The following is a 23,901-nucleotide window of genomic DNA, read 5'->3' as shown; positions in this document are numbered from 1 at the left end:
GCGCCGAGGACGTCCGGCCGTCATACCAACAGCCGAGTCCCGCGCCCCCGAGCCGGGCGCCGCACCCCTCGCCACCTCATCCCCGCCACCTCACCTCCGCCGCAGCCAGACCGCCCAGGTCAGCACCGAGCAGAACACGTACGCCCCCAGGAACCCCAGGTACGCCGCGTCCCCGTTGTGGCTGGCGAGGAAGGACTGCCGGAAGGCCAGGTTCACCAGCACCCCGCCGAACGCCCCGATCGCCCCCGCGAGCCCGATCAGCGCGGCTGACCGGCGGCGGGAGTCGGCCTCGGCGGTCGCCGGGTCGGCGCCGGCCGCGACCGCCGAGCGGGCGAGGGCCTGGTAGTGCGCCGGGATCATCTTGTACGTGGAGCCGTTGCCGATGCCGCTGAGCACGAAGAGGGCGATGAAGCCGGCCAGGAACAGCGGCAGCGAGCCCGCCCGGGACGCGGCCAGGACGACGGCCGTCCCGGCGCCCATGGCGAGGAAGGTGCCCAGGGTGACGACCGCCCCGCCGTAGCGGTCGGCGAGCCGTCCGCCGACCGGCCGCAGCAGCGAGCCGAGCAGCGGCCCGAGGAAGGTGAGCGCCGCCGCCTTGACCGGGGTGTCGAAGCGCTCGTGGAACTGCACCTGGAGTACCTGCCCGAAGGCGAAGCCGAAGCCGATGAACGAGCCGAAGGTCCCGATGTACAGCGTGGAGACGGCCCAGCCGTACGGGTCGCGGGCGACCTCGCGCAGCGCCCGCCCCTCCCCCGAACGGGGGCCCGCCACCGCCAGGTTGTCCATCCGCCGCCACGCCCCGGCCGCCGCGAGCACGATCAGCGGCAGGTAGAGCAGCGGCAGCAGCCGGGGGTGGGTGGCGCCGGCGGTGGCCAGCACCAGCAGGCCCAGCAGTTGCACGGCCGGGACGCCGAGGTTGCCGCCGCCCGCGTTGATGCCGAGTGCCCAGCCCTTGAGCCGGTGCGGGTAGAAGGCGTTGATGTTGGCCATCGAGGAGGCGAAGTTGCCGCCGCCGACGCCCGCCACGCAGGCCACGGCCAGCAACGTCCCGTACGGGACCCCGGGTTGCAGCACGAGGGCCGCGAGCCCGGTGGGGACGAGCAGCAGCAGGGCGCTGATCACCGTCCAGGTGCGGCCGCCGAAGCGGGCGACGGCGAAGGTGTACGGCAGGCGCAGCAGGGCGCCGAGGGCGGTCGGCAGGGCGGTGAGGGTGAACTTGCCCGCGGTGTCGATGTGGTACTCGGGGCCGAGGAAGAGGACGAGCACCGACCAGAGGCTCCACACCGAGAAGCCGATGTGTTCGGAGAGCACGGAGAAGACCAGGTTGCGGCGGGCGACCCGGGCGCCGGTGCGCTCCCAGAACTCCTCGTCCTCCGGGTCCCAACTCTCCAGCGGGGAGGGCGTTCTCGTGTCGAGGACGGTGGTCATGCGGCGCTCTCCTCGGGGTGGATCCGGACCGGCCAGCGCCGGAGCACGGCGGGGGTGCCGTCGGGGGTGGTGTCCTCGTCCAGGCAGCGTCCGTCGGTGAGGTCGTAGACCTGCTTGTACATGGGGGAGATGAGGGTGGGCCGGTCACCGCGGTTGCCGAGCAGGCCTCGGGAGAGGACGGGGGCGCCGCTGAACGGGTCGAGGTTGTCGACGGCGTGGAGGGTTCCGGCGCGGTCGCGGAACAGCGCGACCTGGTCGTGGTCGGGCAGCAACACGGCGACGCCGCGGCCGGGTTGGAGGTCGGCGAGGGTGCAGACGGTCTGCCAGTCGCTGCCGTCGTGGATCTGTACGGTCACGGGGTGAGCACCTCCGGTCGGGCCCCGGCGACGAGCACCGGGGAGGCGAGGGTGTGGCCGGCCTCGCCGGGGCGGGCGGGGCGGATCTGGCCGCGTTCGGGGACGAAGGTCACGGCGGGGTCGGGGGTGCCGGGCGCGTTGACGAAGGAGGCGAAGCGGCGCAGCCGTTCGGGGTCGGCGAGGGTTTCGGCCCATTCGTCCCGATAGCCACCGACGTGACGCTCCATCAGGTCGTCGAGCTCGGCGGCGATGCCGAGGGAGTCGTCCAGGACTACGGCCCGCAGGTGGTCCAGGCCGCCCTCCAGCCGCTCCAGCCAGACCGAGGTGCGCTCCAGGCGGTCGGCGGTGCGGATGTAGAACATCAGGTAGCGGTCGATGGTGCGGATGAGGGTGTCGCGGTCGAGGTCGGCGGCGAGCAGGTCGGCGTGGCGGGGGGTCATGCCGCCGTTGCCGCCCACGTAGAGGTTCCAGCCGGCCGAGGTGGCGATGATGCCGAAGTCCTTGCTCTGTGCCTCGGCGCACTCGCGGGCGCAGCCGGAGACGGCGGCCTTGAGCTTGTGCGGGGAGCGCAGTCCCCGGTAGCGCAGCTCCAGTTCGATGGCGAGGGTGGTGGAGTCCTGGACGCCGAAGCGGCACCAGGTCTCGCCGACGCAGGACTTCACGGTGCGCAGCGATTTGCCGTAGGCGTGTCCGGACTCGAAGCCGGCGTCGACCAACCTGCGCCAGATGGCCGGGAGTTGGTCGACGGTCGCGCCGAACATGTCGATCCGCTGGCCGCCGGTGATCTTGGTGTAGAGGCCGTGGTCGCGGGCGATCTCGCCGATGGTGATCAGGCCCGCGGGGGTGATCTCGCCGCCGGGCACCCGGGGGACGACCGAGTAGGAGCCGTTGCGCTGGAGGTTGGCGAGGAAGTGGTCGTTGGAGTCCTGCAACGCGCCCTGTTCGCCGTCCAGGATGTGGCCGTTGCCGAGGCTGGCCAGGATGGAGGCGACGGTCGGCTTGCAGATCTCGCAGCCCTCGCCGCCGGTGCCGTACCGGGCGAGCAGTTCGGAGAAGCCGGCCACCCCGGTCACCCGGACGATCTCGTACAACTCGGCCCGGGTGTGCGTGAAGTGCTCGCACAGGCCGGTGCTGGTGCTGACTCCGGCGGCCGCCAACTCCTCCTTCACGACGGTGCCGAGCTGTTTGAGGCAGCTGCCGCAGCCGGTGCCGGCCCGGGTGCACTTCTTGACGGCGGCGACGCTGTCGGCGCCCTGGTCGCGGACGGCGGCGCGCACCGCGCCCTGGGTGACGTTGTGGCAGGAGCAGAGCACCGCGTCGTCGGGCAGGACGACCGGTCCGGCGATCCCCGCGAATCCGGCGGGCAGGACGAGCTGTTCGGGGGCGACGGTGAGCGGCTTGCCGGCGACGGCGAGCGGGCGCAGGGTGCCGTAGCCCTCGGTGTCGCCGACCAGGACGCCGCCGAGCAGGGCGCCGTCGGCGCCGATGACGAGCTTGCGGTAGACGCCGCTGCGGCTGTCGCTGTAGAGCACGTCGAGGGCGCCTTCGGCGGTGCCGTGGGGGTCGCCGAAGCTGGCGACGTCCACGCCGAGCAGCTTGAGCTTGGTGGAGGTGTCGGCGCCGGTGAAGCCTTCGCCCCTCGGGGTGGCTCCGTCGGGCTGCGCGATGGTGCGGGCCGCCGTCTCGGCCATCTGGTAGCCGGGGGCGACCAGGCCGTAGACCCGGCCGTCGGCGGCCTGGGCGCACTCGCCGATGGCGAGGATCGCCGGGTCCTCGGTGCGGCAGTGCGCGTCGACCACCACGCCGCCGCGCGGGCCGACGGGCAGTGCGCAGTCCCGGGCCAGCTGGTCGCGGGCGCGCACGCCGGCCGAGAACACCACGAGGTCGGCGGGGAGTTCACGTCCGTCGGAGAGCGCGAGGGCGCGGACCCGGCCGTCCGGGCCGGTGAGCACGCCGCCGGCACCGGCGCCGGTGTGGACGCTGACGCCCAGGTCCTCGATCTTGCGGCGCAGCGCCGCGCCGCCACCGTCGTCGACCTGGACGGCCATCAGCCGGGGCGCGAACTCCACGACGTGGGTGTCCAGTCCGCCGGCCCGCAGGGCGCCGGCCGCCTCCAGGCCGAGCAGTCCGCCGCCGACCACCACGCCCGTTCGGGCGGTCTCGGCCTGGGCGCGGATGGCGTCGACGTCCTCGATGGTCCGGTAGACGTGGCAGCCGGGGGCGTCCGCGCCGGGCACCGGCGGCACGGAGGGCACCGAACCGGTGGCCAGCACCAGGACGTCGTACCGGACGTGGGTGCCGGACCGGGTGCGCACCAGCTGCCGCTCCCGGTCGATCGCGGTGGCCGGGTCGCCCAGGCGCAGGTCGATGCCGTGCTCGGCGAGGAAGCCGTCCGGGCAGAGCGCGAGGTCGTCGGCGGTGCTGCCGGAGAACAGTGCGCTGAGGTGGACCCGGTCGTAGGCGGGCCGGGGTTCCTCGGCGAGGACGGTGACCCGCCAGCCGCGGGCGGCCGGCTGTTCGGTCCAGGCCTCCAGGAAGCGCTGGCCGACCATGCCGTGGCCGACCAGGACGAGGTCCCGGGTACTGCGGTGGTCAGTGGTCAACGCATGTCTCCAGTCATCGCAGTTCCTTGGGTGAGCAGGTGCAGGGGGTGGCCGGCGAGTGCGCCGTCGTCGGCGAAGGCGCCGGCCAGCGCGTCCACGGTGGCCAGGTCGCCGAGCAGGATGGCGCCGACCAGGCGGTCGCCGCGCAGGACGAGCTTCTTGTAGCTGCCGCGGGTGGCGTCGGTGAGCCGCAGCACGTCCAGGCCCGGGTCGAGGGTTTCGTCCACGGTGCCGAAGGCCGCGTACTCCAGGCCGCCGGTGCTGAGCCGGGCGCGCGGGCGGGTGCCGGGGTAGCGGGCGTCCGGTTCGGCGCCGGAGAGGCGGCGGGCGAGGACGTCGGCCTGTTCCCAGGCGGGGCCGGCCAATCCGTGGACGGTGCCGCGGTGTTCGGCGCAGTCACCGACGGCGTGCACGTGCGGGGCGACCGCCAGGGCGTCGTCCACCAGCACGCCGGTGGCGACGGGCAGTCCGGCGGCGTGCGCGAGCGCGGTGCGCGGGCGGGTGCCGCAGGCCAGCACGACCAGGTCGCAGTCGAGCCGGTAGCCGCCGGCCAGCTCCACCGCCCCGACCCTCTCGCCGCCGTGGACGGCCCGGGCCCGGTTGCCGGTGTAGCACTCGACGCCGAGCGCCCGCAGCCGCTCCCGCAGCACCTCGGCCGCCTCACCGTCGAGTTGACGTTCGATCAGATGCGGTGCCTGGTGGACGATTTCGGTGCGCACGCCGAGCGCCGCCAGCGCCCGGGCGGCGCTCACCCCGAGCACCCCGCCGCCGATCACCACGGCCCGCTTGGCGCCGACGGCCTCCTCGGCGAGGCGGGCGCAGTCCTCCACGGTGCGCAGCGTGTGCACGCCCTCGATCAGCGTGTGCCCGCCCCCGGCCGGCCCGTGCCGGTCGGCGCGGCGCAGTCCGCGGACGGGCGGCAGCACCGGGTTGGCGCCGGTGGCCAGCACCAGTTCGTCCCAGGCCTCGGTGCTGCCGTCGGCCAGCCGAAGCGTCCGGACCCGCGGGTCGAGCGCCACCACCTCGCACCCGGGCCGGGCCGTCGCCCCGCCGAGCGGCAGCGCGATCGACTCGGCGTCGTAGCGCCCCGTCAGCACCTCGGCGAGCAGCACCCGGTTGTACGGGGCGCGCGGCTCGGCGCCGTACACGGTGACGGTGCCGGGCCCGCCGAGCGCGCCGTACCGTTCGGCGAAGCGGGCGGCCGCCATGCCGCCGCCGACCACGGCGATCCTCGGGGTCACGTCGTCACCTCTTTCAGGACCGGCTCCACCCGCACCGCGCAGAGCTTGAACTCCGGCATCCGCGACACCGGGTCGAGCGCCGGATTGGTGAGGCTGTTGGCCCTGCCGGCGCCCGCCCAGTGGAAGGGCATGAACACGGTGTCCGGCCGGATGGCGTCGGTGACCCGCGCCGGGGCGACGGCCCGGCCGCGCCGGCTGGTGACCGCGACCGGCTCGCCGTCCGCGATCCCGAGCCGTTCGGCGAGCCGGGGGTGCAGTTCGACGTACGGGCCGGGCGCGGCCGCGTTGAGCTCGGCGACCCGGCGGGTCTGCGCGCCGCTCTGGTACTGGGAGAGCACCCGGCCGGTGGTCAGGTACAGCGGGTACGCCGCGTCCGGCTCCTCGCCGGCCGGGCGGTGGGTGACGGCGGCGAAGCGGGCCCGGCCGTCCGGGGTGGCGAAGCGGTCCAGGAACAGCCGCCGGGTGCCCGGGTGGTCGGCGGACGGGCAGGGCCAGAACACCCCGTCCTCGGCGGCGATCCGGGCGTAGCTGATGCCTGCGTAGTCGGCGTCGCCGCCGGCCGAGGCACGGCGCAGCTCGTCGAAGGCCCGCTCGGCCTCGACCGGGAAGCCGTCCGCCGGGAAGCCCGCCGGCACGCCGAGCCGGGCGGCCAGCTCGCGCAGCACCCACAGTTCGCTGCGCACGCCCTCCGGCGGGTCGAGGGCGCGTCGGCGCAGGATCACCCTCCCCTCCAGGTTGGTGGTGGTGCCGTCCTCCTCGGCCCACTGGGTGACGGGCAGGACGACGTCGGCGAGCCGGGCGGTCTCGGAGAGCACCAGGTCGGCGACGACCAGCAGGTCCAGGGAGCGCAGCCGCTCGGTGACGTGCCCGGCGTTCGGCGCGGACACCGCCGGGTTGGAGCCGGCCAGCAGCAGCGCCCGGACGCCGTCGGGCCGGCCGAGGCCGTCCAGCAGCTCGTACGCGGACCTGCCCGGGCCGGGGATCGTCGCGGGGTCGACGCCCCAGACGGCGGCGACGTGGGCGCGCGCCGCCGGGTCCTCGATCGAGCGGTAGCCGGGCAGTTGGTCGGCCTTCTGGCCGTGCTCGCGCCCGCCCTGGCCGTTGCCCTGGCCGGTCAGGCAGCCGTAACCGCTGTACGGGCGGCCGGAGTTGCCGGTGGCCAGGCACAGATCGATCCAGGCGCCGACGGTGTCGGTGCCCTTGCTGTGCTGCTCGGGGCCGCGCGCGGTGAGCACCATGCCGGTCTCCGCCTCGCCGAACATCCGGGCCGCCTCGCGGAGCCGGTGGGCGGGGACACCGGTGATCCGCTCCACCCGGTCCGGCCAGTGGGCCATCGCCGCGGCGCGGGCCTGCTCGAAGCCGGTGGTCCGCTCGGCGACGAACTCCTCGTCCACCAGGCCGTCCGCGATCACCAGGTGGAGCAGGCCGAGGGCCAGCGCCAGGTCCCCGCCGGGGCGCGGCTGCAGGTGCAGGTCGGCGAGTTCGGCGGTGCAGGTGCGGCGCGGGTCGACCACGATCAACCGGCCGCCGTTCTCCCGCAGTTCGCGGAAGTAGCGGACGGCCGGCGGCATCGTCTCGGCCGGGTTGGCGCCGACCAGGATCAGGCAGCCGGTGTGCGGGATGTCCTCCAGCGGGAACGGCAGCCCGCGGTCCAGGCCGAAGGCCCGGCGGTGCGCGGCGGCGGCCGAGGACATGCAGAACCGGCCGTTGTAGTCGATGTTGGCGGTGCCCAGCACCACCCGGGCGAACTTGCCCAGCAGGTACGCCTTCTCGTTGGTCAGCCCGCCGCCGCCGAACACACCCACCGCGTCCGGCCCGTGCTCGGCCCGCACCCGCGCCAGCCCGTCGGCGACCCGGTCCAGCGCCTCCGGCCACCCGGCCGAGCGCAGCGGCCCGCCGGGGCGGTCGCGCAACAGCGGGCCGGTCAGCCGGACGTCCCGGGCCAGCAGGGCGGGCGCCGAACGGCCCTTACCGCAGAGCGCGCCCCGGTTCACCGGGAAGTCCGGGCGCTCCAGCACCTCGACTCCTCCGCTGCCTCCGGTCACACCGGTCGCCAGCCGCATGCCGCACTGCAGCGAGCAGTACGGGCAGTGCGTGTCGGTGGCCGCGGCGGGGGCCGTGGCGGGGGCGGCGGTGCTGGTCGGCGTCATGCCGAGAAAGGTGACGGCCCGCTGTTTCACGACCGGGTCACGGATGTTGCGGCCGCGGTACGCCTCGCTCACGACATTCCGGCACCGGGGTGCACGGCCGGACATCTGCCGTAACCGGAGCGGCACTTTCGCTTACCGTCGGGTGACGGCCGGGCAACGCCCCCGAAACACCCTCGCCGCAGGCTGACCCGCATGGCAGCAACCCTCACCCAGCCCGGACCGCTCACCGGCTTCACCATCGGGGTCACCGCCGCCCGCCGCCGCGAGGAGCTCACCGCCCTGCTCGCCCGGCGCGGCGCCCAGGTGGTCGAGGCGCCGGTGCTGCGCATCCTGCCGCTCGCCGACGACCTCGCCCTGCGCGAGGCCACCGACCGCTGCCTGACGGGCCCGCTCGACTACGTGGTGGCCACCACGGGCGTCGGCTGGCGCGGCTGGATGAGCGCGGCCGAGGGCTGGGACCGCGGCGCCGCCCTCGCCGAGGCCTGCCGCGGCGCAGTGGTGCTCAGCCGCGGCCCCAAGGCCACCGGCGCCGTCCGGGCCAGCGGGCTGAACGAGGGCTACTCCCCCGGCACCGAGGCCACCGACGAACTGCTCACCTGGTTGCTCGCCCGCCCCCTGGCCGGGCGCCGGATCGCCGTCCAGGAGCACGGGGTCCGCCTCGACGCCTTCGCGGCCGCGCTGCGCGAACGCGGCGCCGAGGTGATCTCCGTCCCGGTCTACCGCTGGGCGCCCCCGGAGGACCCGGGCGCGGTACGAAGACTCCTCGACCAGACCGTCCGCCGCCAGGTGCACGCCCTCACCTTCACCAGCGCGCCCGCGATCACCGCACTGCTGGCCGCCGCCGAGAGCGAGGGGCTGTACGAGGCGCTGATCGACGCCCTGCGCGCCGACGTCCTGCCGGTGTGCGTGGGAAGCCTGTGCGCCCGCCCGCTCACCGACCTGGGACTGCCCGCCGTCCACCCCGAACGCGGCCGGCTCGGCTCCCTCGTCCGACTGCTCGCCGAGGTCCTGCCGGTCCGCACCAGACGTGAAGTCGACCTCGCCGGGCAGCGGTTGACCCTCCAGGGGAACGCCGCCCTGGTCGACGGCGAAAGCCACTGGCTCAGCCCGCGCGGCGCCGCCGTGCTCCGCGCCCTCGCCGAACGCCCCGGCCGGGTCCTCAGCCGCGCCGAACTCCTGCGCGCCGCCTGGCCGGACGCCACCGCCGACGAACACGCCGTCGAAGCGGCGGTCGGGCGCCTGCGCGCCGCCCTCGGGCCGCACGCGGCGCTGATCCGCACCGTTCCCAAGCGGGGCTATCGGCTGGCGGCGGGCTGATGCTGCTCGCCGTCGCTCATGGAAGCCGAGACCCGGCAGCGGTCACCTCGGTACGGGCGCTGCTGCGGGTGGTGCGCACCCTGCGCCCCGAACTGCCCGTCCGCTGCTGCTTCCTGGACCTCGCACGCCCCTCGCTTGAGGACGCCCTCGCCCAACTCGCAGGCCGCCAGCCGATCCTGGTCCCCCTGCTCCTCGGCACCGGCTACCACCTGCGGGTCGACCTCCCCGCCGCCCTCGCAGCGGCCGGCCTCCCCCGCACCCACCTCGCCCCCGCCCTCGGCCCCCACCCCCTGCTCGCCGAAGCCCTGGCCGACCGCCTGACCGAGAGCGGAGCCCCGCCCCAGGCCCCAGTGGTGCTGGCCGGCGCCGGCTCCTCCGACCCCACCGCCCTCGCCGACACCGAGCGAATGGCCCACCTCCTCGCCACCCGCCTCGGCCGCGACGTCACCCCGGCCCACCTCTCCGCAGCCACCCCCACCCCCCGCCAGGCAGTCGCCACCCTCCAAGCCGCCGGCCACCCCGCCGTCGCCCTCGCCACCTACCTCCTCTCCCCCGGCTTCTTCGCCCGCCGCGCCACCGGTACCGGAGCAGCCTGGACCACCGCCCCCCTGGCCGCCCACCCCGCCGTGGCCCGGCTGGTCCTCCACCGCTATGACCAAGCCCGAGCGGCAATACCCCTGAGGTCCGCCGCCTGAGCCGCCCTACGCCGTCAGGTGGTCGAACTCGCCCGCCTTGACGCCGCCAAGGAAGCCCCGAAGCGCGTCAGGAGTGGTGGTGATGATGGTGCCGGGGTCATCACTCTCACGGAGCTTGATGGCGCGGTCAGGAGCTGCGGCAAGGTAGATGCAGTTGGCCGACTCAGAGCTGTAACTGGACTTCTGCCAGTTGAGGCGTTCCATGGCGCGCTTCCTCTCAGGTGTCCTTCTCGATGCGGGCAATGAGATCACGTGACTTCACGGGGTCGAGGGCGAAGGCTTCCATGATGTCCAGGACCTTCCGGTACCTCACCAGTTGCGCATGGGCATCAAGGAACTCGGAGCCGTGATACGTGTCAAGCTGCACGGTGTCGAGTTGCTGCACTGTTGCGGAGCAGTAGACGATGGACTGCCCGGAACCCGGGAACGTGCCTGCACCGAAGGGAATTACGAGAACCGAGACGTTTTCGTGCGTGCTCGCCTCGATGAGATGCCTGAGCTGTTCCCGCGCAACGGCCGGGCCGCCGAAGGCCATCCGCAGGGCCGCTTCATGGACAATCGCCGTGAGCGGGATAGCCCGCTGGCCATAGAGGACGACCTGCCGTTTGATCCGGTACGACACCCGGTGTTCCACCTCGTGCGGCACCAGAGGCGGTACGAGGTTGCCGGCGAGCACACGCGCCTGGTCAGCCGTCTGCAGGAGACCAGGAATATGAACTACTGAGGCGATGCGCATCGCCGTCGCGTGGTGTTCCATCTCGGCAAGATCGAGCATGCTCGGCGGCAGGATGTCACGATACTCCTCCCACCACCCCCGAGTCCGCCTACCGGTCATCCCGGCCAGAGCGTCGATCAGGTTCTGGTCCGTGCACGTGTACGCGCGAGCGAACGCGCGTACACGATCCGCACTCACGGCGTAGCGGCCGGCTTCGATTCGGCTCATGTGGGCCTGACTCACACCGACGAGAGCTGCGGCGGCAGTTGAGCTGAGCCCAGCGTTCTCGCGAAGTTTGCGCAGCTCAACGCCGAGACGTTGCTGACGCAACGTCGGGGCATCGCTCGATGCCATCGCGATCCTCCCGTTCACTAGCCGGAGTGAAATAGCAAGTCTTCAATGGACTACATGGAAAGTATGCCACGCTGGCGCTACCGTATGGCGTGGATCACTTACCAAGAGTGCTGTCCGGTAGCTCACCCATGCCTTGAGGCAGGAGACTTCCATGACCGCTACGCCCTCACCAAACCCGCACCCGGTCACGCCTGAACTGGTGGTCGACCAGGCCTTCGAACAGGAGCTGTGCGAGCTGGTGCTCGACACCGCACCCCGGCTGTTCGCCGTCGTCCAGGTGTCCGACGAAGGCCTTGCGGACGCCGACGGGTGGGTGGTGGCCTGGGGATTCGCCAACGGTGACGGGTCAGCGCACGTGATCGGCATCGACGGGCGGGCCCGATTGACCCTCTCCTCCCCCGACCGGGCCGTCCGGCACTTCGCCGGGCGGCCCGGGATCACCTCCCGGCTGATCTGGCTCGCCCAGCCGGGTGCCGCCACCACCAGCCGGGCCGAGGCCGCCTGAGCCCTCCGAAACCGGTGCCGCCGTCTCCGGATGTGTCCACAAGCGGAACCGTGCGAAACCATGGCGCCAACGAGACTGCCGTGCCAGCCTGTTCGAGGCCTCGAACGGGCACCGGTCGACATCGGACCGCACCCACCGGCCTTCCTGCACTGTCGACTTGGGACGGGAGTACGGAATGCGCATCACGATCAAACCGCGTGCGGCCAGGCTCGCAGCGGTAGCGGCACTGACGGCCGGCGCGGTGGCCATGGCCACCGGCAGCGCCTACGCCGCAGGTCCGGGCGGGGTGGAGACTTGCCCCAACGGAACCGTCTGCCTGTACTACAACTCTCCCGGGGTCGGCTGGGGTTCGTTCGAGAACTGGTCCCCGGGCCAGAACGTCGACCTGCACAACTTCACCTTCGCCCACTGGGCGAACGGCTCCGGCTACGGCCAGACCATCTACCAGAACGCCGCCTCGATCGTGAACAACACCGACCACACGGTGTGGGTCGACAAGATCAGCGACGGCTTCTGGCTGTCCTACCCGGCCGGCTACGCCGGATCCCTCAACGGCGCGGCCAACAACGACGCCCGCCTGCTCTCCTGACAGACCATCCGAGGGAAACCGCAGGGCCTCCACCTCACGTGGAGGCCCTGCGGGCTTCCTGAACCGCCATCCGTCAACACACCCGTCCGGATGGCACGCCGGCCGACGAAGGCATGGGTCGGGCTCCCTCACGGGTCATCCCGTTCACCTGCGCCCGCCGCTGCCCTCTCGTTAGCGTGAGAACCAGGAGTGTTACCCAAGCTTGGGGAGGCACGGGATGGGTGGGTACATATCGGAGCCGGAGCGGCTCCCCGTAGCGGCTGCCAAGGTGGATGAGGGAGCAGACAAGGTCGCACAGTCCGACACCGGCTTCGGTGAGTCGGCGGCGGCTGCAACCCGACACAGCGATTGGACCATCGGATCGTCCCTCAGCGCGTGCACCAGCCACTGGTCCGCGGAGACCAGCAGGATCACCGACGCGATGAGGAAGCTCGCTGAGGGGCTTCGGATCACGGCGGCCAACTACTATCGACAGGAAGCCGCCGTTGCCGAGCAACTGCAGAACGCCGCTTCCTTGTTGGATGGCAAGAACTGATGCCGTCCGTCTACGACGAGGCTCCGGACGGCCGCCGTAAGGTCGCCGAACCCGTTCACGAGCGTCACTTCGCGAAGCCAGTCACACTGCAGCAGATTCGGTCCTGTGACCCCGAGGCATTCCATCGGGCAGCAGAAGAGTGGGACAAGGTCGGGACCGCCCTTGGCTCCGCGCGCTATCTCGCCGTCGACGTGCTCTCCACGCTTCAGGAGGGCTGGAGCGGCGACGCCGCCGACCTGGGGCGCCGGGTGCTGTCCGACCTGCTTGACGAATTGTCCATCGCCGAGCAGGAGATGGAAGCTGCTCGGCTCACCCTGGTGAATGCCGCCGCAGGTCTGGCCCTGGCTCGCCGGTGGGTGTTCGAGGCGGACGATCTCGCTCATGCCAACGACCTCACGATCAAGGACGACGGCGACATCGGCTATCCGGCTTGGTTGAGCGGGAGCAACGACCCGGAGAGCCTGGGTGAGTCCCGTCGCCTGGCCGCGGTTGCCGGAGACATCCGTAACCTGTTGACGGCTGCCAAGAAGTACGCGGCCGATGTCAGCAACACGGCGGGGCAGGAGCTGGATCGCATTGACGACGCAGTGGCCTACCGCCACCTCGATGACTGGACGAAGCGGGTGGTGAGTGAGGATCTGGCCGCGGCACGCGCCCTACCGAAGGTCTTCGGGGGTGAGGGCGGGGTGCTGCTGCCGCCCGATCCCTACGACCGGGGCGCAGGTGACTACAACACCGAGAGCCCGACCGACAAGGACCACAAGCTGGCAGCCACGCTGGGGGCCGGAATCGCCGCCATGCCATTCGCGGCCGGTGGCACACATGCCAGCGCCAACATGGCGCACTACCTCTCCGGCACGGGCGAGCCGCTGGACCTGAACGTCGAGGACATGCTGAAGGACATCCCCGACTTCCAGCAGAGCGTGAACACCACGCTGGACGGAAACCTCAGCGGCTGGGAGGCAGAGGCCCTGGCGGAGTACCGACGAACGGGCAAACCCGTCGCGCTGGTCCAGCAGACCGGTTGGCAACCCATGTCCGCAACGCCGGACAGCAGCAAGGACTGGTTCTACGCGGTTGGTTCCTTCCACTACAACACCGAAGCGAAGGTCGAGGTCAAGCCGACGTCGCCCGGCGCTCCACCCGAGGTGACCGTCACTTACAGGACGAACGTCCGCGACCGGTACAACTGGGACAACGGGAAGAGCACCGATGTGCCAGGGGTGGGACGGGTGACGGACCAGGACATCCAGCGCCTCCACCGCACCGGACTGGCCCGGGAGTTCGACATGGGGGGAACCAGCAAGACCAGGAGCAGGAAGCTCTGACATGACATACAGCCGGCCCGATCGCAGGCCGTTGCGGCGTGGAGTCCTGGGCGCGTTCCTCGGGCTCTGCATCCTGGTCACCGTGGGATGCCTCTGGTGGGGGGCGACCGGGTTCCTCCGGTTCGGCGATCAGCCTGAGACCGACAGCGACCGTGCGGAGCGGGTGGCGGGGCTGCATCACGACCAGCATCCCAAGAAGGGGCGGTACTACGTGCCGGCGGAGGCCGTGCTCGCCCGGACCGTTGGCGGGGTGCCGGTCGCGTACCTGCACTACGGGATCGACGGCGGGGACGACGTCAACGTCGACGACTTCCTCAGCACGTACGACCTGCCGCAGCCTGGCACTGCCGCCCCGCTGCCGGAGGACCTGAGGGCGGCGCTCCCCGGCGACGAGCCGGCGGAGGGCGCGCTGGTTCCGGAGGGGCAGGCCGGGCGGCAGGTCTTCGTGGTGCGCCGGCCCGGCGGCCGCCGGGGGGCGGCGGACGTCTACGTTCGAGCCACGGGCGGCACGTGAGGACGGCCCGCCGCGCGGAGTGGCGCGGCGGGCCCGGGTCGTCGTCGAATCTCAGGAGGCGGCGAGCCAGGCGGCGGGGCCACCGACCTGGGTCCAGTCGGTGCCGCCCTGCCACTGGAAGACGCCGCTGCGGTCGGAGCTGAGGCCGTACACGTGGCCGGCACCGTCGATGGTGAACTCGGCGCCGGGGCCACCGATCCGGGACCAGCTCCCGCCGCTGTAGCGCCAGACGTCCCCGGTGGTGGGGTTGGTGGCGAGCAGGGTGCCACCACCACCCGCGACGATGCTGCCGGCCGGGCCGCCGACCTGGGTCCAGTCGGTACCGCCCTGCCACTGGAAGACGCCGCTGCGGTCGGGGCTGAGGCCGTAGACGCGGCCCGCGTCGTCCACGGCGAACTGGGCGCCAGGGCCACCGATCCGGGACCATCCGGTGCCGTCGTAGCGCCAGACGTCCCCGGTGCTGGGGTTGGTGGCGATCAGGGTGTTGCCGCCGGCGGCGATGCTGCTTGCCGGGCCGCCGATCTGGTTCCAGTTGGTGCCGCCCATCCAGACGAAAACACCGCTGCCGTCGGGGCTGAGCCCGAAGACGTGGCGGCTGCCGTCCAGGGCGAACTGCTTGCCCGGCCCGCCGATCCTGGACCAGCTGTTGGGGCTCCCGTTGTAGACGTAGAGGTCCCCGCTGGTCGGGTTGGTGGCGACCAGCCCGCCGCCGCCGGAGACGATGGTGGCGGCCGGGCCGCCGACCTGGGTCCAGGTGGCGCCGTTCCAGTTGAAGACACCGCTCCGGTCGGGGGAGAGCGCGAACAAGGCGGTCGACACGGAGATTCGGGCGCCCGGCAGGGCGACGGACGCGGCCGCGCTCACCGGTGCGAGAGCGACCGTAGAGGTGGTGGCCTGGGCCGGGACGGCCAGCAACGGGGCGGCGCCGAGGGCGAGCGCCAGGCCGGCGAGGAGGAGTTTGCGGGTCGTGGCACGGAGGTGCATCGCTTCCAACCTTCTGGTGGTGTGGGAGTGCGAATGGCGCGTGCTGTTGATCCGAGCGGCAGAGCAGAACTGCCGGTGATCCGCATGGACATGCAGAAGACAGTCTTGCCCGCGGGCCCCTGGCCTGTCTTACGACGAACTGCGGATTGTCCGCCACACCCGGGTGCGCTACAAGCACCCGGGGGCCGCGAAGATCCGCCCGCCGGGGCCGTGGTGCCGTCGGTCGACGACAAGTTGCAGATCCAGGCCTTGAACCGATCCCAGCCGGTGTACTGCTCATGATGCCAGGTCAGTAGAACCGGTCGCGATCAAGGAGCTGTTGGGGCCACGCCCGCATCGGTGTCACCGCCACCGTGTACGCCCACGTCCCGCCTCCGACGCGACGCCATCGACCTCCTCGGCCGTACCCTCGGCAAGGCCTATGAGGCCGCCCCTGACCCCAACGACGGCGCCGACCCACCGCTTGGTGCAGCACCCGTCCGCTGACGTTGCCGTCAACTATTGCCGTCAAAACCGCCAGTGGCCCCACCGGAATATGCTCCGCCGGGGCCACTGGCGGTTTTAAAAAATCCCCTTCAGTACCGTTGGGAACGACCCTTGACTCCCGCTACTTAGAGATCTTGAAAAACTTGAGCACCGCGATCCGTTGATCCTCGACGCTCGCCACTTCTGAGATATCTGCCGGCGCAAAGATATCGACGACATCATCTTCCGAAAGCGGCACGTCAGGCTGCAAGTGATAGGCGAATCTTCCGAGGTTCATCTGCTGCAACATGCCGGACGGAAAGACGTCGGGCCTGGCGCCCTGGCAGCACAGGAAAAATCCTCCAGCCTCCAAGGTGAGACGGGCTTCAAGCAGGCAATTGAACCAATTGGACGCCTGGAATTCCTGCCACACAGAGTCGGCCACTTTCATGCGAAGCGTGGTCGGCATCTGATCGGAGAGCTCAAGGCTCAGCTGCATGGACCTACCATCAGGTCCTCCAGCCAGAAGACTCACGAGCTCGCCCATTGTGTCACTCCTTGAAGTTCGGATTCAGAAACCCATGTCCCATCCCGGAGTCGGCATCCGACAATACAGCTGGTGTCAATCTCATGCGGAACGGCTATCTCGCGCTCATGTGAGAGTGGATTGTCCGAGATATCCTTGTTTACATCCCTGCCTGTGACACCGCGAATGGTGTAGACGTTCCCACCACGACTGATCACACGTGCCTCTGATGTGGTTGTTGACACGAATCCGGAGGGAGGGGTGTAGGTGCCGGATACACCTGCCACACGCTCAGGGAGATCCATATTATCGCCCAGTGCCTTGAACCCGTTCTGGAAAATCTCCGAGGGATCCCGCGTGTCACTCCGGAAGAGGTCCCCTCCGCAATTGTGCACGAGGATCGGCGTGGCCCCTGTCAGCACATAGTACGTATGGAGCTGACTAACAGTCAGGTTCCAGATCTGTAATCTGGCGGGGCTTCTGGCACTAAATCGAAGCTAGCTCGTTCGATCGATCAAGGCGTCGATATGGCATATGAGTTCGAGCCATTCCTTCGCCGTGGTTGCGAGTTGTAGATCTTTTATCCGCGGCACGGCCCATTCCAGTTCCAGCCTGACCGACCTCATGGCCGACCATGTGTCCAGATCTAGCCCGATGCCGGCCTCTCGCTGGCGCCCTTCAATGCGCAGTCGCTCGGCAAGTTTGGATGCCTCGGATCGCTCCAGCGGAAGGCATGCCAGAATGCGCCGCCCGAAGTTGTCCGGACTGAGTTTCGAATGCTCAATGGTCCAGCCAAACCGATCAGCTGTCGTTACATAGACGCCCAGCCAGTTGACTCCCATGAACGCCGGAATTCGCCCGGATTCAATGCCGGCGATCACAAATTCGACGGCACGGTCGAAATCCCCCCGCGGGTGATTATCGGGATCAGCCAGCGCGTATATTGCGTCCGTCTTCAGCAAATCATTGACTGCACCCCATGCCTGAAGGTGTGTGTCTGCGGGCACGTTCGCGGCTATCCATGCGCGATAGTCCGCCGGACTATCTGCACGTAGCCGCTCATACAGCTCTAGCGGTTCGGTCATCACGGCCTCGGTTCTCCTCCGAGATTAAACGTTACGCTGTCTGGAACATGAACGCCCGCATTCCTGAACGCGTCCACGCCATTCTGCAATGCCTGAGCCGCCTGATCTTCAAAAGGAAGATAGTGACCTGTCCTGTTGTCGAGGTGTATTATCTGCCCGTTCGAGACGCGGACGCCTCCAGCGCCGACAACGTCAGCCCTCCTGTGAGCACGGTATGGTTGAAGCCCCCCTCAATGATCCTAAGCTTGCCAGCCGTATCGACCGACCAGATGTAATTCCCGCTCCCGGCCATGGCCGCGCCGAACTCAGAAGAACCAGCCTCCAACGGGGCAGCGCCGACCAGTTTCATCAAACCTATCTCGCCCTCAAGTCGCTCCGGATAGCGGTTGGAAAATACTGGACCACAATTGTGAACTAGGACCGGCGTCGATCCGGCGAGCACATAGTACGTGTGCTACGCGACCCCTCCCCACCTGCGTTTATGCAGGTCAACGGCGATTTGGTGCTCTGCTGGCGTCCGTGAAAGTGCCCTGGCGTGCGTGGTTGTTGCCGTCAGCGCTGCCGTCAGAGGTATAGACCATTGGTGCGGTTCGGATGACGCGTCGGCGTTCGCCGCGTCGGCTACTCGGTGCCGAGGATGCGCAGGCCGTGGTGGGTCTGGAAGTCCTCGTAGTCCTTGAGGTTGAGGGTGGCCAGCGGCAGGTCGTAGGTGAGCGCGCAGGCGGCGATCCACATGTCGTTGATCGGGCGCGGGCGTCCGCGTTGGATGCCGGCGGCGGACAGTCGGCCCCACATCGCCGCGACGGGTTCGTCGCCGGGCAGGATCGGGATGCCGGAGAGCCAGTCGGCCAGTTCCTGGCGGCTGCGGGTGCCCCAGTGACGGATCTCGGTCCACTTGGTCAGCTCGCCGAAGGTGACGAAGGTGATCAGCGGACGGCGGCCGATCAGGCGGGTGGCCAGCGGACCGGTGAGCTTGCGCTTGTGGGTCAGCGAGGCAACGTCGGTGTCGAGGATGACGGGCTGCACGGCGGCGGCTCAGGCCACGTCGCGGTGACGCTCGGCGTACGTGAAGGCCAGGAACTCCTCCAGCTCCTGATCCGACTCGAAAGTGTCGGCGGCGAGATCGTCCAGGGAGTGGATCGGCTGGGTGTTCTTGGCCGCGAGCAGTTCCTCGACCGAGAGGCGGGGCCTGATCGGCGGGTAGGCGGGGTGGTCCGCGTTGGGTGTGCTCATCGGGACCTCCACCGGGGCATGCTGCGGGCTGACAGGCTCAGCATACGGGGCGGGGCTCTCGGGGACACCGGGCTTTCACTCGACCGTGCCGCCACCCGAACAGCCGTCCATCCGCCCGTGGTCAGCGCTCACAGGAAGGCTCCCGGCTTGGCGGCGCGGAGGCGCGGAGGCCGGGCCGGGAGGGGATCCGCCGGGAGCTTCGCTCCCCGCCGGAGGCGACGCGAGCCCCGCCCCCGGTGAGCCCGGCGGCGCGCGTCGAGGGTCGGCCCCCTGGTCGACCCTGTGCCCGCGATCCGGCCGTAGGGCGGTCGCAGGCGACACCTTGCTCCGCGGCGCGGGCAAGGAGTCCATAGGGCACAACTTGCTCCGGCTGGCCGGGGCTCGGGGTAAGCAACGCTTACCGCACAACTTGCTGCACCAGCAGCCCGGTTACGGTCAGCCTGGCGACCAGCCGGGTGCGCTCCCGCAGCCCCGGATCATGCCCCAGCCGCCGGGGCGACTCGCCACCTCCAGCTTGGCTGACTGCCCGCAGTGAACGGCGGGCTCGTCGGCGACGGCGGCCCGCTCCGGCGAGCGGGGCCCGCCTTGAACCTCGTAGAGAAAATCTGGACGCACAGCTCCAGCCCCTGGCCGTCCTGGGGCTGGAGGGTCAGCGGCCTCGTTCGGTGCTGCCTGCTTCAAGGGCGTCGACGCGGGCACGCAGGGCGGTGAGCTGATCAAGCATCTCGGCCAGTGCCAGCTCCAGCGCCTCGACGCGGGCCGCCGTCCCACCGACGGGCGTGTTCCCCGCCTCCGCGTCACCTGAGTCACCGTCGGCGTCAGCGTCGGGGTGGGCGACGAAGGCTCCCTTGCCGGGCCGGGAGATCGCGTAGCCGTCCTGCTTCAGCAGGGCCATGGCCTTCTGCACGGACAGGCTGGAAGCCCCGTACTCCGCCATCAACACGGCCTGCGTCGGCAACGCGTCCCCCGGCTTCAGCCCACCGGAGCGGATCCGCTCCCGCAGCGCCTCGGCGATGACCTCGAACGTCAGCAGCACCGTGCCGCCCGCCGGTCTACGCCCCCGCCGCCCCACCGTCACCGCAGGTCACCCCGCCCTCTCTGCGCCACTACCACCGAAACCCGGCCCGTCCAAACCGGAAAACCAGGCCACAGTACCCGCATCCGAACCACCCACCGAAACAGATGAGGAGGGATGCACTTGAATGCGCACTTGAAGCGATGCTACCTTCACGCACCGCCGGTGAACACCACCGCTGACCAGGCCAGACGCCCCCGGCCCACCGCCCGCGCCCGCCGTTCCCTCGCGCGCCGGCCACTCGGTTCACCTCTCCTCTTCTCTCGACTCCTGCCGGAGGTCTGTCCCCATGCCCGCACAGCTCCAACTCCTCTCCCCCGCAACCACCTCCGCTCCGGCTGACGGGGCGTCCGCCGCACCGTCGCTCGTTAGGGGCGCCGACACGTCCGCGAACAGGGACTCGGCGCTGGAACGCCGGGCGCGGCTGACGGCCCGGTTGGCCAAGCTCGCCGCCACCGGTTACCTCGCGCCCCTGGCTCGGCAGATCGGCTCGCTGGGCGGTTGCGCCCGCCCGATCCGGATGGCCGGACACCGCACCCGCCTGGACACCGCCACCGGCCAGATCCTGGAGCACCTCGACACCCGCCACCTGCCCGCCGGCGAACTCCTGCAGCGCTGCGGCAACCGCCGCGCCACCCGCTGCCCGTCCTGCTCGAACGTCTACCGCTATGACACCTATCAGCTCATCGCCGCCGGACTGCGCGGCGGCAAGACCGTCCCCACCAGCGTCTCCGCCCATCCCCGGGTCTTCGCCACGCTCACCGCCCCCGGCTTCGGCCCTGTCCACAACCAGCCCGGTGCCGCCCCCTGCACCTGCGGCACCCGGCACGCCGACGGTGACCCGCTCCTCGGCACCCCGTTGAACCCGGATCGATACGACTACGCCGGCGCGGTGCTGTGGAACGCCCACGCGCCCGCTCTGTGGGCCCGCTTCACGACCCACCTGCGGCGTGAGATCGCCAACGCCGCCGGGCTGACGCAGCGCACCCTGCGCCACCACGCGACCCTGTCCTATGCCAAGGTCGCCGAGTACCAGAAGCGCGGCCAGATCCACTTCCACACCGTCATCCGCATCGACGGACCCACCGGCCCCGCCAGTGCCCCGCCTGCCTGGGCCACCACCGCGCTCCTCGACCACGCCGTCCGCGCCGCCGCGAAGCGGGCCCGCGTCCGGCACCAGCACCGGGCCGGGGCAGGGGAGGCCGAGCCCGCACAGTCGCCGACGCCGACGGTGTTTCGGTTCGGTCGGCAGATCGACGTCCGCGCGATCCGCAGTACCGACTTCACCGGCGACGGCCCCGTCACCGATCGGCACGTCGCCGCCTACATCGCCAAGTACGCCACCAAGGGCGCCGAGACCACCACCGGCACCCTCGACCGCCGACTGCGCTTCCTGGCCGAACTCGCCCAGCACGACCTCACCGACCACGCCCGCCGCATGATCCACACCGCCTGGCACCTCGGAGCCCAACTCCAGCACGCCCACCTCCGCCTGCGGCAGTGGGCCCACATGCTCGGCTTCCGAGGCCACTTCTCTACCCGCACCCGTCGCTACTCCACCACCCTCACCCAACTCCGCGCCGAACGCACCAACTGGCGCACCCGTCAAGACGACGCCCAGGAGCGGGCTGGCGAGGGGCGGTCGGTCACTGACCAGCAGAGTGACCGCAGTGACCGCGCTGACCTGACCGCCGGTCACACCGACCCCGACTCCGGTCACCGCGCCGGTCAGCGCACAAGGAGCGGGCGGCGCGTCGGCACGGACACGACCCTGGTGATCTCGCACTGGCAGTACACCGGAAGCGGCCTCCTGCCCGAACTCGCGCACCTCACCGACCTCCTGGCCGCCGCACCGAAGCCCCGACCCGAGCAATCAGCCCGTCCCCGGCAGGCGCAACGCCCCGTTGACCGGACCGGCCACTCCGCCGACCCGCTGACCGCCGCCCCGGCGGAGGTGACCGAGTGACCGCCGACGCCGAGCTCCTGACCGTCCCCGAGGTCATGGCGCGCCTGAAGATCAGCCGCTCCACCGTCCACGACCTCATCCGCACCCGACAGCTCGCCTCCATCACCATCGGCCGCGCCCGCCGCATCCCCACCCACGCCCTGACCGCCCTCGTCCACCACCAACTCGAACAGGCAGCCTGATGATCACCCCCGACGCCAGCACCAGCTCACGCAGGGTCCGCGCCAACGGCGACGGCACCGTCTACCAGCGCAAGGACGGCCGCTGGGAAGCCGCCGGATACGTCCTCGCCCCCGGCAACACCAGCAAGCGCGTCAGCGTCTACGGCGCCACTCGCAAGGACGCCCTCGCCAAGCTCACCGAGAAGATCGCGGCGAGCAACCGCGGCGTCCCCGTCGTCACTGCCCAGGGCAGCCTGGCCGCCTATCTGACGTACTGGCTGGAGAACGTCGCCGTCCACCAGCTCCGCGAGAACACCCACACCCGCTACACCACCTGCACCAACCGCTACCTCGTCCCCGGTCTCGGCAAAAAGAAGCTCGCCAAACTCACCGCGAAGGACGTCCGCACCTGGCTGAACGGGCTCCGGACCACCTGCCAGTGCTGCGCACGCGGCCTCGACGCCGCCCGCGACCAGCCCCGCTGCTGCGCGACTGGCACGTGCTGCGGCAAGCGGCTCTCCCCGCTGACGCTCGCCTACATCCACTCCGTGCTCAAGTCCGCCCTGGAGCACGCAGTCCGCGAGGAAGAGATCCCGCGCAACGTCGCCCGCAACGTCCGCACCGGCACACCCCGGCCCCGTCGCTTCGAACCCCTCACCGCCGACGAAGCCCGCACCTTCCTCACCGCTACCCAGGGCCACCGCCTCCACGCCCTGTTCGAACTCGCCCTCCGCACCGGACTCCGCAAGGGCGAACTCCTCGGCCTGCGCTGGGAAGACCTCGACCACGACAGTGGCACCGCCAGCATCCGCCGCACCCTCCAGCGCACCCGAACCGGCGGCCTCACCACCCTCCCCACCAAGACAATCAGCTCCGAACGCCGCATCGCCCTACCGACCCCCTGCCTGCTCTCACTCCGCGCCCACCGGGGGCAGCAGGCCCAGGAGAAAGAGAAGGCCGGCGCGAGCTGGGTGGACAGCGGCCACGTCTTCACCCGGCCCGACGGTCACCCCATCGAACCCGCCACCCTCACCCGCCACTTCAACGCAATCCTCCTCCGCGCGCACCTCCGCCAGATCCGCTTCCACGACCTGAGGCACTCGACTGCGACCCTCCTCCTGGAACAGGGCGTCGAACTCGTCATCATCAAGGAACTCCTCGGCCACGCCCACATCGGCGTCACCGCCACCGTGTACGCACACGTCCGCCTCCGCCTCCAGCGCGACGCCATCGACCTCCTCGGCCGCACCCTCGGCAAGTCCTCCGAAGCCGTCGCCAACCCCGACGACGGCGACGACCCACCGCTTTGTGCAACACCCGTCCGCTGACGTTGCCGTCAGCTACTGCCGTCAAGACGCCAAGTGGCCCCACCGGAAACGATTCGGTGGGGCCACTTCCGTTTGCCACTAACGTTCGTATAGGCGATATCCGTTCATGTATCCGCAGACCCAGCGAATGCACTCTGGACGGTTGCCCGTGCCCATTCGACAGAATTCTTCAAGAGCTGCGCGCACCTCGGGCACCGGCAGACAGCTTCTCGGGTCGTGAAACCTTGGTTCACCCGGATCTGATACAGCCCGCGGATCAAGGATCGGCGAAGCTAAAAAATCAGCTCCAGGAGTTGATTGCGAGCCAGATTCCTACGCGAAGGAATCATCGATATCATGCGGCCAATGCCACCATTCCCATCGAGGATTATCGCGATCAATCCGAGCAATAAATTCGCCACCGGATACCACGTCGCCAAAATTTGTATCAATGACAGTAGTCGCCTTAGCGGAAATCTCTCTAACGATTGACTCCATGAGCAAAGGATCTCGGTAGTCAACCGAGAAGGCCGCAAACGGCCCCTTGGGGATCAGTGCCTCGGGCCAATCTTCAAAGAGGCCGTCCTCCTGCGGATCCATAACACACACGTAGGCACTGGAGGTCGCCTGCGAGACCTCAAGGTACCTATCGTCTACCAAGGAGACTTGATGCGAGGACTCCAGCGCATTTGCGACCGCTTGAAGACCCCAGCCTTCTGCGGCGATAACAATTACAAGCGTCTCCATCGACTGCACTCCTTTGAAACGA

General features: G+C 70.3%; 26 protein-coding genes. 10 read left to right on the top strand and 16 right to left on the bottom strand.

Going from position 1 to position 23,901, the window contains the following annotated elements; translation table 11 throughout:
* Positions 1 to 90: 90 nt before the first annotated feature.
* From BX285_RS17860 to BX285_RS17840, 5 genes are read right to left on the bottom strand one after another with little or no spacing between them, the layout of a single operon-like run.
* Positions 91 to 1,428, bottom strand: coding sequence for a NarK/NasA family nitrate transporter (locus tag BX285_RS17860; protein ID WP_121175666.1), 1,338 nt, complete (start codon positions 1,426 to 1,428; stop codon positions 91 to 93).
* A complete protein-coding gene (nirD, locus tag BX285_RS17855; protein WP_121175665.1) occupies positions 1,425 to 1,784 on the bottom strand; it encodes a nitrite reductase small subunit NirD in 360 nt (119 codons plus the stop codon). Before nirD ends, BX285_RS17860 begins: the two co-directional genes overlap by 4 nt.
* Entirely contained in the window at positions 1,781 to 4,336 is a 2,556-nt protein-coding gene (nirB, locus tag BX285_RS17850) for a nitrite reductase large subunit NirB (protein WP_183107184.1), read from the bottom strand. Before nirB ends, nirD begins: the two co-directional genes overlap by 4 nt.
* A 47-nt stretch (positions 4,337 to 4,383) precedes the next feature.
* Positions 4,384 to 5,628: an NAD(P)/FAD-dependent oxidoreductase gene (locus BX285_RS17845; RefSeq protein WP_121175663.1), complete on the bottom strand. Its 1,245-nt coding sequence runs from the start codon at positions 5,626 to 5,628 to the stop codon at positions 4,384 to 4,386.
* Positions 5,625 to 7,778, bottom strand: coding sequence for a molybdopterin oxidoreductase family protein (locus tag BX285_RS17840; protein ID WP_121177608.1), 2,154 nt, complete (start codon positions 7,776 to 7,778; stop codon positions 5,625 to 5,627). Before BX285_RS17840 ends, BX285_RS17845 begins: the two co-directional genes overlap by 4 nt.
* 192 nt (positions 7,779 to 7,970) lie before the next feature.
* On the opposite strand from BX285_RS17840, the gene BX285_RS17835 reads away from it, so the two are divergent.
* Both BX285_RS17835 and BX285_RS17830 read left to right on the top strand, forming a co-directional pair.
* Positions 7,971 to 9,095 (top strand): uroporphyrinogen-III synthase, encoded by a 1,125-nt coding sequence (locus BX285_RS17835; protein ID WP_097238884.1) that lies wholly within the window; start codon positions 7,971 to 7,973, stop codon positions 9,093 to 9,095.
* Complete coding sequence (locus tag BX285_RS17830) at positions 9,095 to 9,790, top strand: sirohydrochlorin chelatase (protein ID WP_121175662.1); 696 nt, start codon at positions 9,095 to 9,097, stop codon at positions 9,788 to 9,790. Before BX285_RS17835 ends, BX285_RS17830 begins: the two co-directional genes overlap by 1 nt.
* A gap of 6 nt (positions 9,791 to 9,796) precedes the next feature.
* On the opposite strand, the gene BX285_RS17825 is transcribed toward BX285_RS17830, so the two are convergent.
* The gene (locus BX285_RS17825; protein WP_121175661.1) at positions 9,797 to 9,994 is read right to left on the bottom strand and encodes a DUF397 domain-containing protein; all 198 of its coding nucleotides are present in this window, start codon (positions 9,992 to 9,994) and stop codon (positions 9,797 to 9,799) included.
* Positions 9,995 to 10,007: 13 nt separating this feature from the next.
* Positions 10,008 to 10,859 carry a helix-turn-helix transcriptional regulator gene (locus tag BX285_RS17820; RefSeq protein ID WP_121175660.1) on the bottom strand — a complete coding sequence of 284 codons (852 nt, stop codon included), beginning with the start codon at positions 10,857 to 10,859 and terminating at the stop codon, positions 10,008 to 10,010.
* A gap of 151 nt (positions 10,860 to 11,010) precedes the next feature.
* Between BX285_RS17820 and BX285_RS17815 the strand changes: the two genes are divergently transcribed.
* The 5 genes from BX285_RS17815 (at position 11,011) to BX285_RS17795 (ending at position 14,330) form a co-directional block, all read left to right on the top strand.
* Positions 11,011 to 11,364, top strand: a complete 354-nt coding sequence (locus tag BX285_RS17815; protein ID WP_259470564.1) for a hypothetical protein — start codon at positions 11,011 to 11,013, stop codon at positions 11,362 to 11,364.
* Positions 11,365 to 11,539: 175 nt separating this feature from the next.
* On the top strand, positions 11,540 to 11,953 hold the full coding sequence (locus BX285_RS17810; protein WP_121175659.1) for a peptidase inhibitor family I36 protein: 414 nt from the start codon (positions 11,540 to 11,542) through the stop codon (positions 11,951 to 11,953).
* A 217-nt stretch (positions 11,954 to 12,170) separates the two neighbouring features.
* Positions 12,171 to 12,488 (top strand): type VII secretion target, encoded by a 318-nt coding sequence (locus BX285_RS17805; RefSeq protein WP_121175658.1) that lies wholly within the window; start codon positions 12,171 to 12,173, stop codon positions 12,486 to 12,488.
* Positions 12,488 to 13,816, top strand: coding sequence for a hypothetical protein (locus BX285_RS17800; protein ID WP_121175657.1), 1,329 nt, complete (start codon positions 12,488 to 12,490; stop codon positions 13,814 to 13,816). The genes BX285_RS17805 and BX285_RS17800 overlap by 1 nt, the downstream gene beginning before the upstream one ends.
* Positions 13,817 to 13,979: 163 nt before the next feature.
* On the top strand, positions 13,980 to 14,330 hold the full coding sequence (locus BX285_RS17795; RefSeq protein WP_147465185.1) for a hypothetical protein: 351 nt from the start codon (positions 13,980 to 13,982) through the stop codon (positions 14,328 to 14,330).
* Between the two features lie 51 nt (positions 14,331 to 14,381).
* Here the strand turns inward: BX285_RS17795 and BX285_RS17790 are convergent, their stop codons facing one another.
* The 7 genes from BX285_RS17790 to BX285_RS17760 form a co-directional block, all read right to left on the bottom strand.
* Complete coding sequence (locus BX285_RS17790) at positions 14,382 to 15,314, bottom strand: hypothetical protein (protein WP_121175655.1); 933 nt, start codon at positions 15,312 to 15,314, stop codon at positions 14,382 to 14,384.
* A gap of 607 nt (positions 15,315 to 15,921) precedes the next feature.
* On the bottom strand, positions 15,922 to 16,326 hold the full coding sequence (locus BX285_RS17785) for a hypothetical protein (RefSeq protein ID WP_121175654.1): 405 nt from the start codon (positions 16,324 to 16,326) through the stop codon (positions 15,922 to 15,924).
* Complete coding sequence (locus BX285_RS39490) at positions 16,311 to 16,757, bottom strand: hypothetical protein (RefSeq protein WP_398900974.1); 447 nt, start codon at positions 16,755 to 16,757, stop codon at positions 16,311 to 16,313. The genes BX285_RS17785 and BX285_RS39490 overlap by 16 nt, the downstream gene beginning before the upstream one ends.
* 45 nt (positions 16,758 to 16,802) lie before the next feature.
* The gene (locus BX285_RS36855; RefSeq protein WP_147465184.1) at positions 16,803 to 17,393 is read right to left on the bottom strand and encodes a hypothetical protein; all 591 of its coding nucleotides are present in this window, start codon (positions 17,391 to 17,393) and stop codon (positions 16,803 to 16,805) included.
* Positions 17,394 to 18,011: 618 nt separating this feature from the next.
* Positions 18,012 to 18,416: a type II toxin-antitoxin system VapC family toxin gene (locus BX285_RS17770; RefSeq protein ID WP_045932145.1), complete on the bottom strand. Its 405-nt coding sequence runs from the start codon at positions 18,414 to 18,416 to the stop codon at positions 18,012 to 18,014.
* A gap of 9 nt (positions 18,417 to 18,425) precedes the next feature.
* Positions 18,426 to 18,623 (bottom strand): hypothetical protein, encoded by a 198-nt coding sequence (locus tag BX285_RS17765; RefSeq protein ID WP_121175651.1) that lies wholly within the window; start codon positions 18,621 to 18,623, stop codon positions 18,426 to 18,428.
* Positions 18,624 to 19,272: 649 nt separating this feature from the next.
* The gene (locus BX285_RS17760) at positions 19,273 to 19,659 is read right to left on the bottom strand and encodes a winged helix-turn-helix domain-containing protein (RefSeq protein ID WP_259470563.1); all 387 of its coding nucleotides are present in this window, start codon (positions 19,657 to 19,659) and stop codon (positions 19,273 to 19,275) included.
* Between the two features lie 328 nt (positions 19,660 to 19,987).
* Here BX285_RS17760 and BX285_RS17755 point away from each other — a divergent pair, with 328 nt between their 5' ends.
* The 3 genes from BX285_RS17755 to BX285_RS17745 are packed head-to-tail and all read left to right on the top strand — an operon-like array spanning position 19,988 to position 23,153.
* Positions 19,988 to 21,664 carry a replication initiator gene (locus BX285_RS17755; RefSeq protein WP_183107090.1) on the top strand — a complete coding sequence of 559 codons (1,677 nt, stop codon included), beginning with the start codon at positions 19,988 to 19,990 and terminating at the stop codon, positions 21,662 to 21,664.
* Positions 21,661 to 21,846, top strand: a complete 186-nt coding sequence (locus tag BX285_RS17750) for a helix-turn-helix domain-containing protein (RefSeq protein WP_121175649.1) — start codon at positions 21,661 to 21,663, stop codon at positions 21,844 to 21,846. The genes BX285_RS17755 and BX285_RS17750 overlap by 4 nt, the downstream gene beginning before the upstream one ends.
* Positions 21,846 to 23,153, top strand: coding sequence for a site-specific integrase (locus BX285_RS17745; protein WP_121175648.1), 1,308 nt, complete (start codon positions 21,846 to 21,848; stop codon positions 23,151 to 23,153). Before BX285_RS17750 ends, BX285_RS17745 begins: the two co-directional genes overlap by 1 nt.
* 78 nt (positions 23,154 to 23,231) lie before the next feature.
* On the opposite strand, the gene BX285_RS17740 is transcribed toward BX285_RS17745, so the two are convergent.
* Both BX285_RS17740 and BX285_RS36850 read right to left on the bottom strand, forming a co-directional pair.
* Entirely contained in the window at positions 23,232 to 23,354 is a 123-nt protein-coding gene (locus BX285_RS17740; RefSeq protein WP_398900972.1) for an Imm1 family immunity protein, read from the bottom strand.
* A gap of 111 nt (positions 23,355 to 23,465) precedes the next feature.
* Positions 23,466 to 23,879: a hypothetical protein gene (locus BX285_RS36850; protein WP_147465183.1), complete on the bottom strand. Its 414-nt coding sequence runs from the start codon at positions 23,877 to 23,879 to the stop codon at positions 23,466 to 23,468.
* Positions 23,880 to 23,901: the final 22 nt, after the last annotated feature.

The sequence above is a fragment of the Streptomyces sp. 1114.5 genome, assembly GCF_003635085.1.
In the GTDB taxonomy this organism is placed as follows: domain Bacteria; phylum Actinomycetota; class Actinomycetes; order Streptomycetales; family Streptomycetaceae; genus Kitasatospora.
This window is presented reverse-complemented; position numbering and strand designations above follow the sequence as displayed.

Excerpts from the sequence above, each read along its gene's own strand:
- BX285_RS17860 (WP_121175666.1), bottom strand. The coding sequence starts at position 1,428 with ATGACCACCGTCCTCGACACGAGAACGCCCTCCCCGCTGGAGAGTTGG.
- nirB (WP_183107184.1), bottom strand. The coding sequence starts at position 4,336 with ATGGTCGGCCAGCGCTTCCTGGAGGCCTGGACCGAACAGCCGGCCGCC.
- BX285_RS17840 (WP_121177608.1), bottom strand. The coding sequence starts at position 7,778 with ATGACGCCGACCAGCACCGCCGCCCCCGCCACGGCCCCCGCCGCGGCC.
- BX285_RS17835 (WP_097238884.1), top strand. The coding sequence starts at position 7,971 with ATGGCAGCAACCCTCACCCAGCCCGGACCGCTCACCGGCTTCACCATC.
- BX285_RS17830 (WP_121175662.1), top strand. The coding sequence starts at position 9,095 with ATGCTGCTCGCCGTCGCTCATGGAAGCCGAGACCCGGCAGCGGTCACC.
- BX285_RS17825 (WP_121175661.1), bottom strand. The coding sequence starts at position 9,994 with ATGGAACGCCTCAACTGGCAGAAGTCCAGTTACAGCTCTGAGTCGGCC.
- BX285_RS17820 (WP_121175660.1), bottom strand. The coding sequence starts at position 10,859 with ATGGCATCGAGCGATGCCCCGACGTTGCGTCAGCAACGTCTCGGCGTT.
- BX285_RS17815 (WP_259470564.1), top strand. The coding sequence starts at position 11,011 with ATGACCGCTACGCCCTCACCAAACCCGCACCCGGTCACGCCTGAACTG.
- BX285_RS17810 (WP_121175659.1), top strand. The coding sequence starts at position 11,540 with ATGCGCATCACGATCAAACCGCGTGCGGCCAGGCTCGCAGCGGTAGCG.
- BX285_RS17805 (WP_121175658.1), top strand. The coding sequence starts at position 12,171 with ATGGGTGGGTACATATCGGAGCCGGAGCGGCTCCCCGTAGCGGCTGCC.
- BX285_RS17800 (WP_121175657.1), top strand. The coding sequence starts at position 12,488 with ATGCCGTCCGTCTACGACGAGGCTCCGGACGGCCGCCGTAAGGTCGCC.
- BX285_RS17790 (WP_121175655.1), bottom strand. The coding sequence starts at position 15,314 with ATGCACCTCCGTGCCACGACCCGCAAACTCCTCCTCGCCGGCCTGGCG.
- BX285_RS17785 (WP_121175654.1), bottom strand. The coding sequence starts at position 16,326 with ATGGGCGAGCTCGTGAGTCTTCTGGCTGGAGGACCTGATGGTAGGTCC.
- BX285_RS17765 (WP_121175651.1), bottom strand. The coding sequence starts at position 18,623 with ATGAGCACACCCAACGCGGACCACCCCGCCTACCCGCCGATCAGGCCC.
- BX285_RS17755 (WP_183107090.1), top strand. The coding sequence starts at position 19,988 with ATGCCCGCACAGCTCCAACTCCTCTCCCCCGCAACCACCTCCGCTCCG.
- BX285_RS17745 (WP_121175648.1), top strand. The coding sequence starts at position 21,846 with ATGATCACCCCCGACGCCAGCACCAGCTCACGCAGGGTCCGCGCCAAC.
- BX285_RS36850 (WP_147465183.1), bottom strand. The coding sequence starts at position 23,879 with ATGGAGACGCTTGTAATTGTTATCGCCGCAGAAGGCTGGGGTCTTCAA.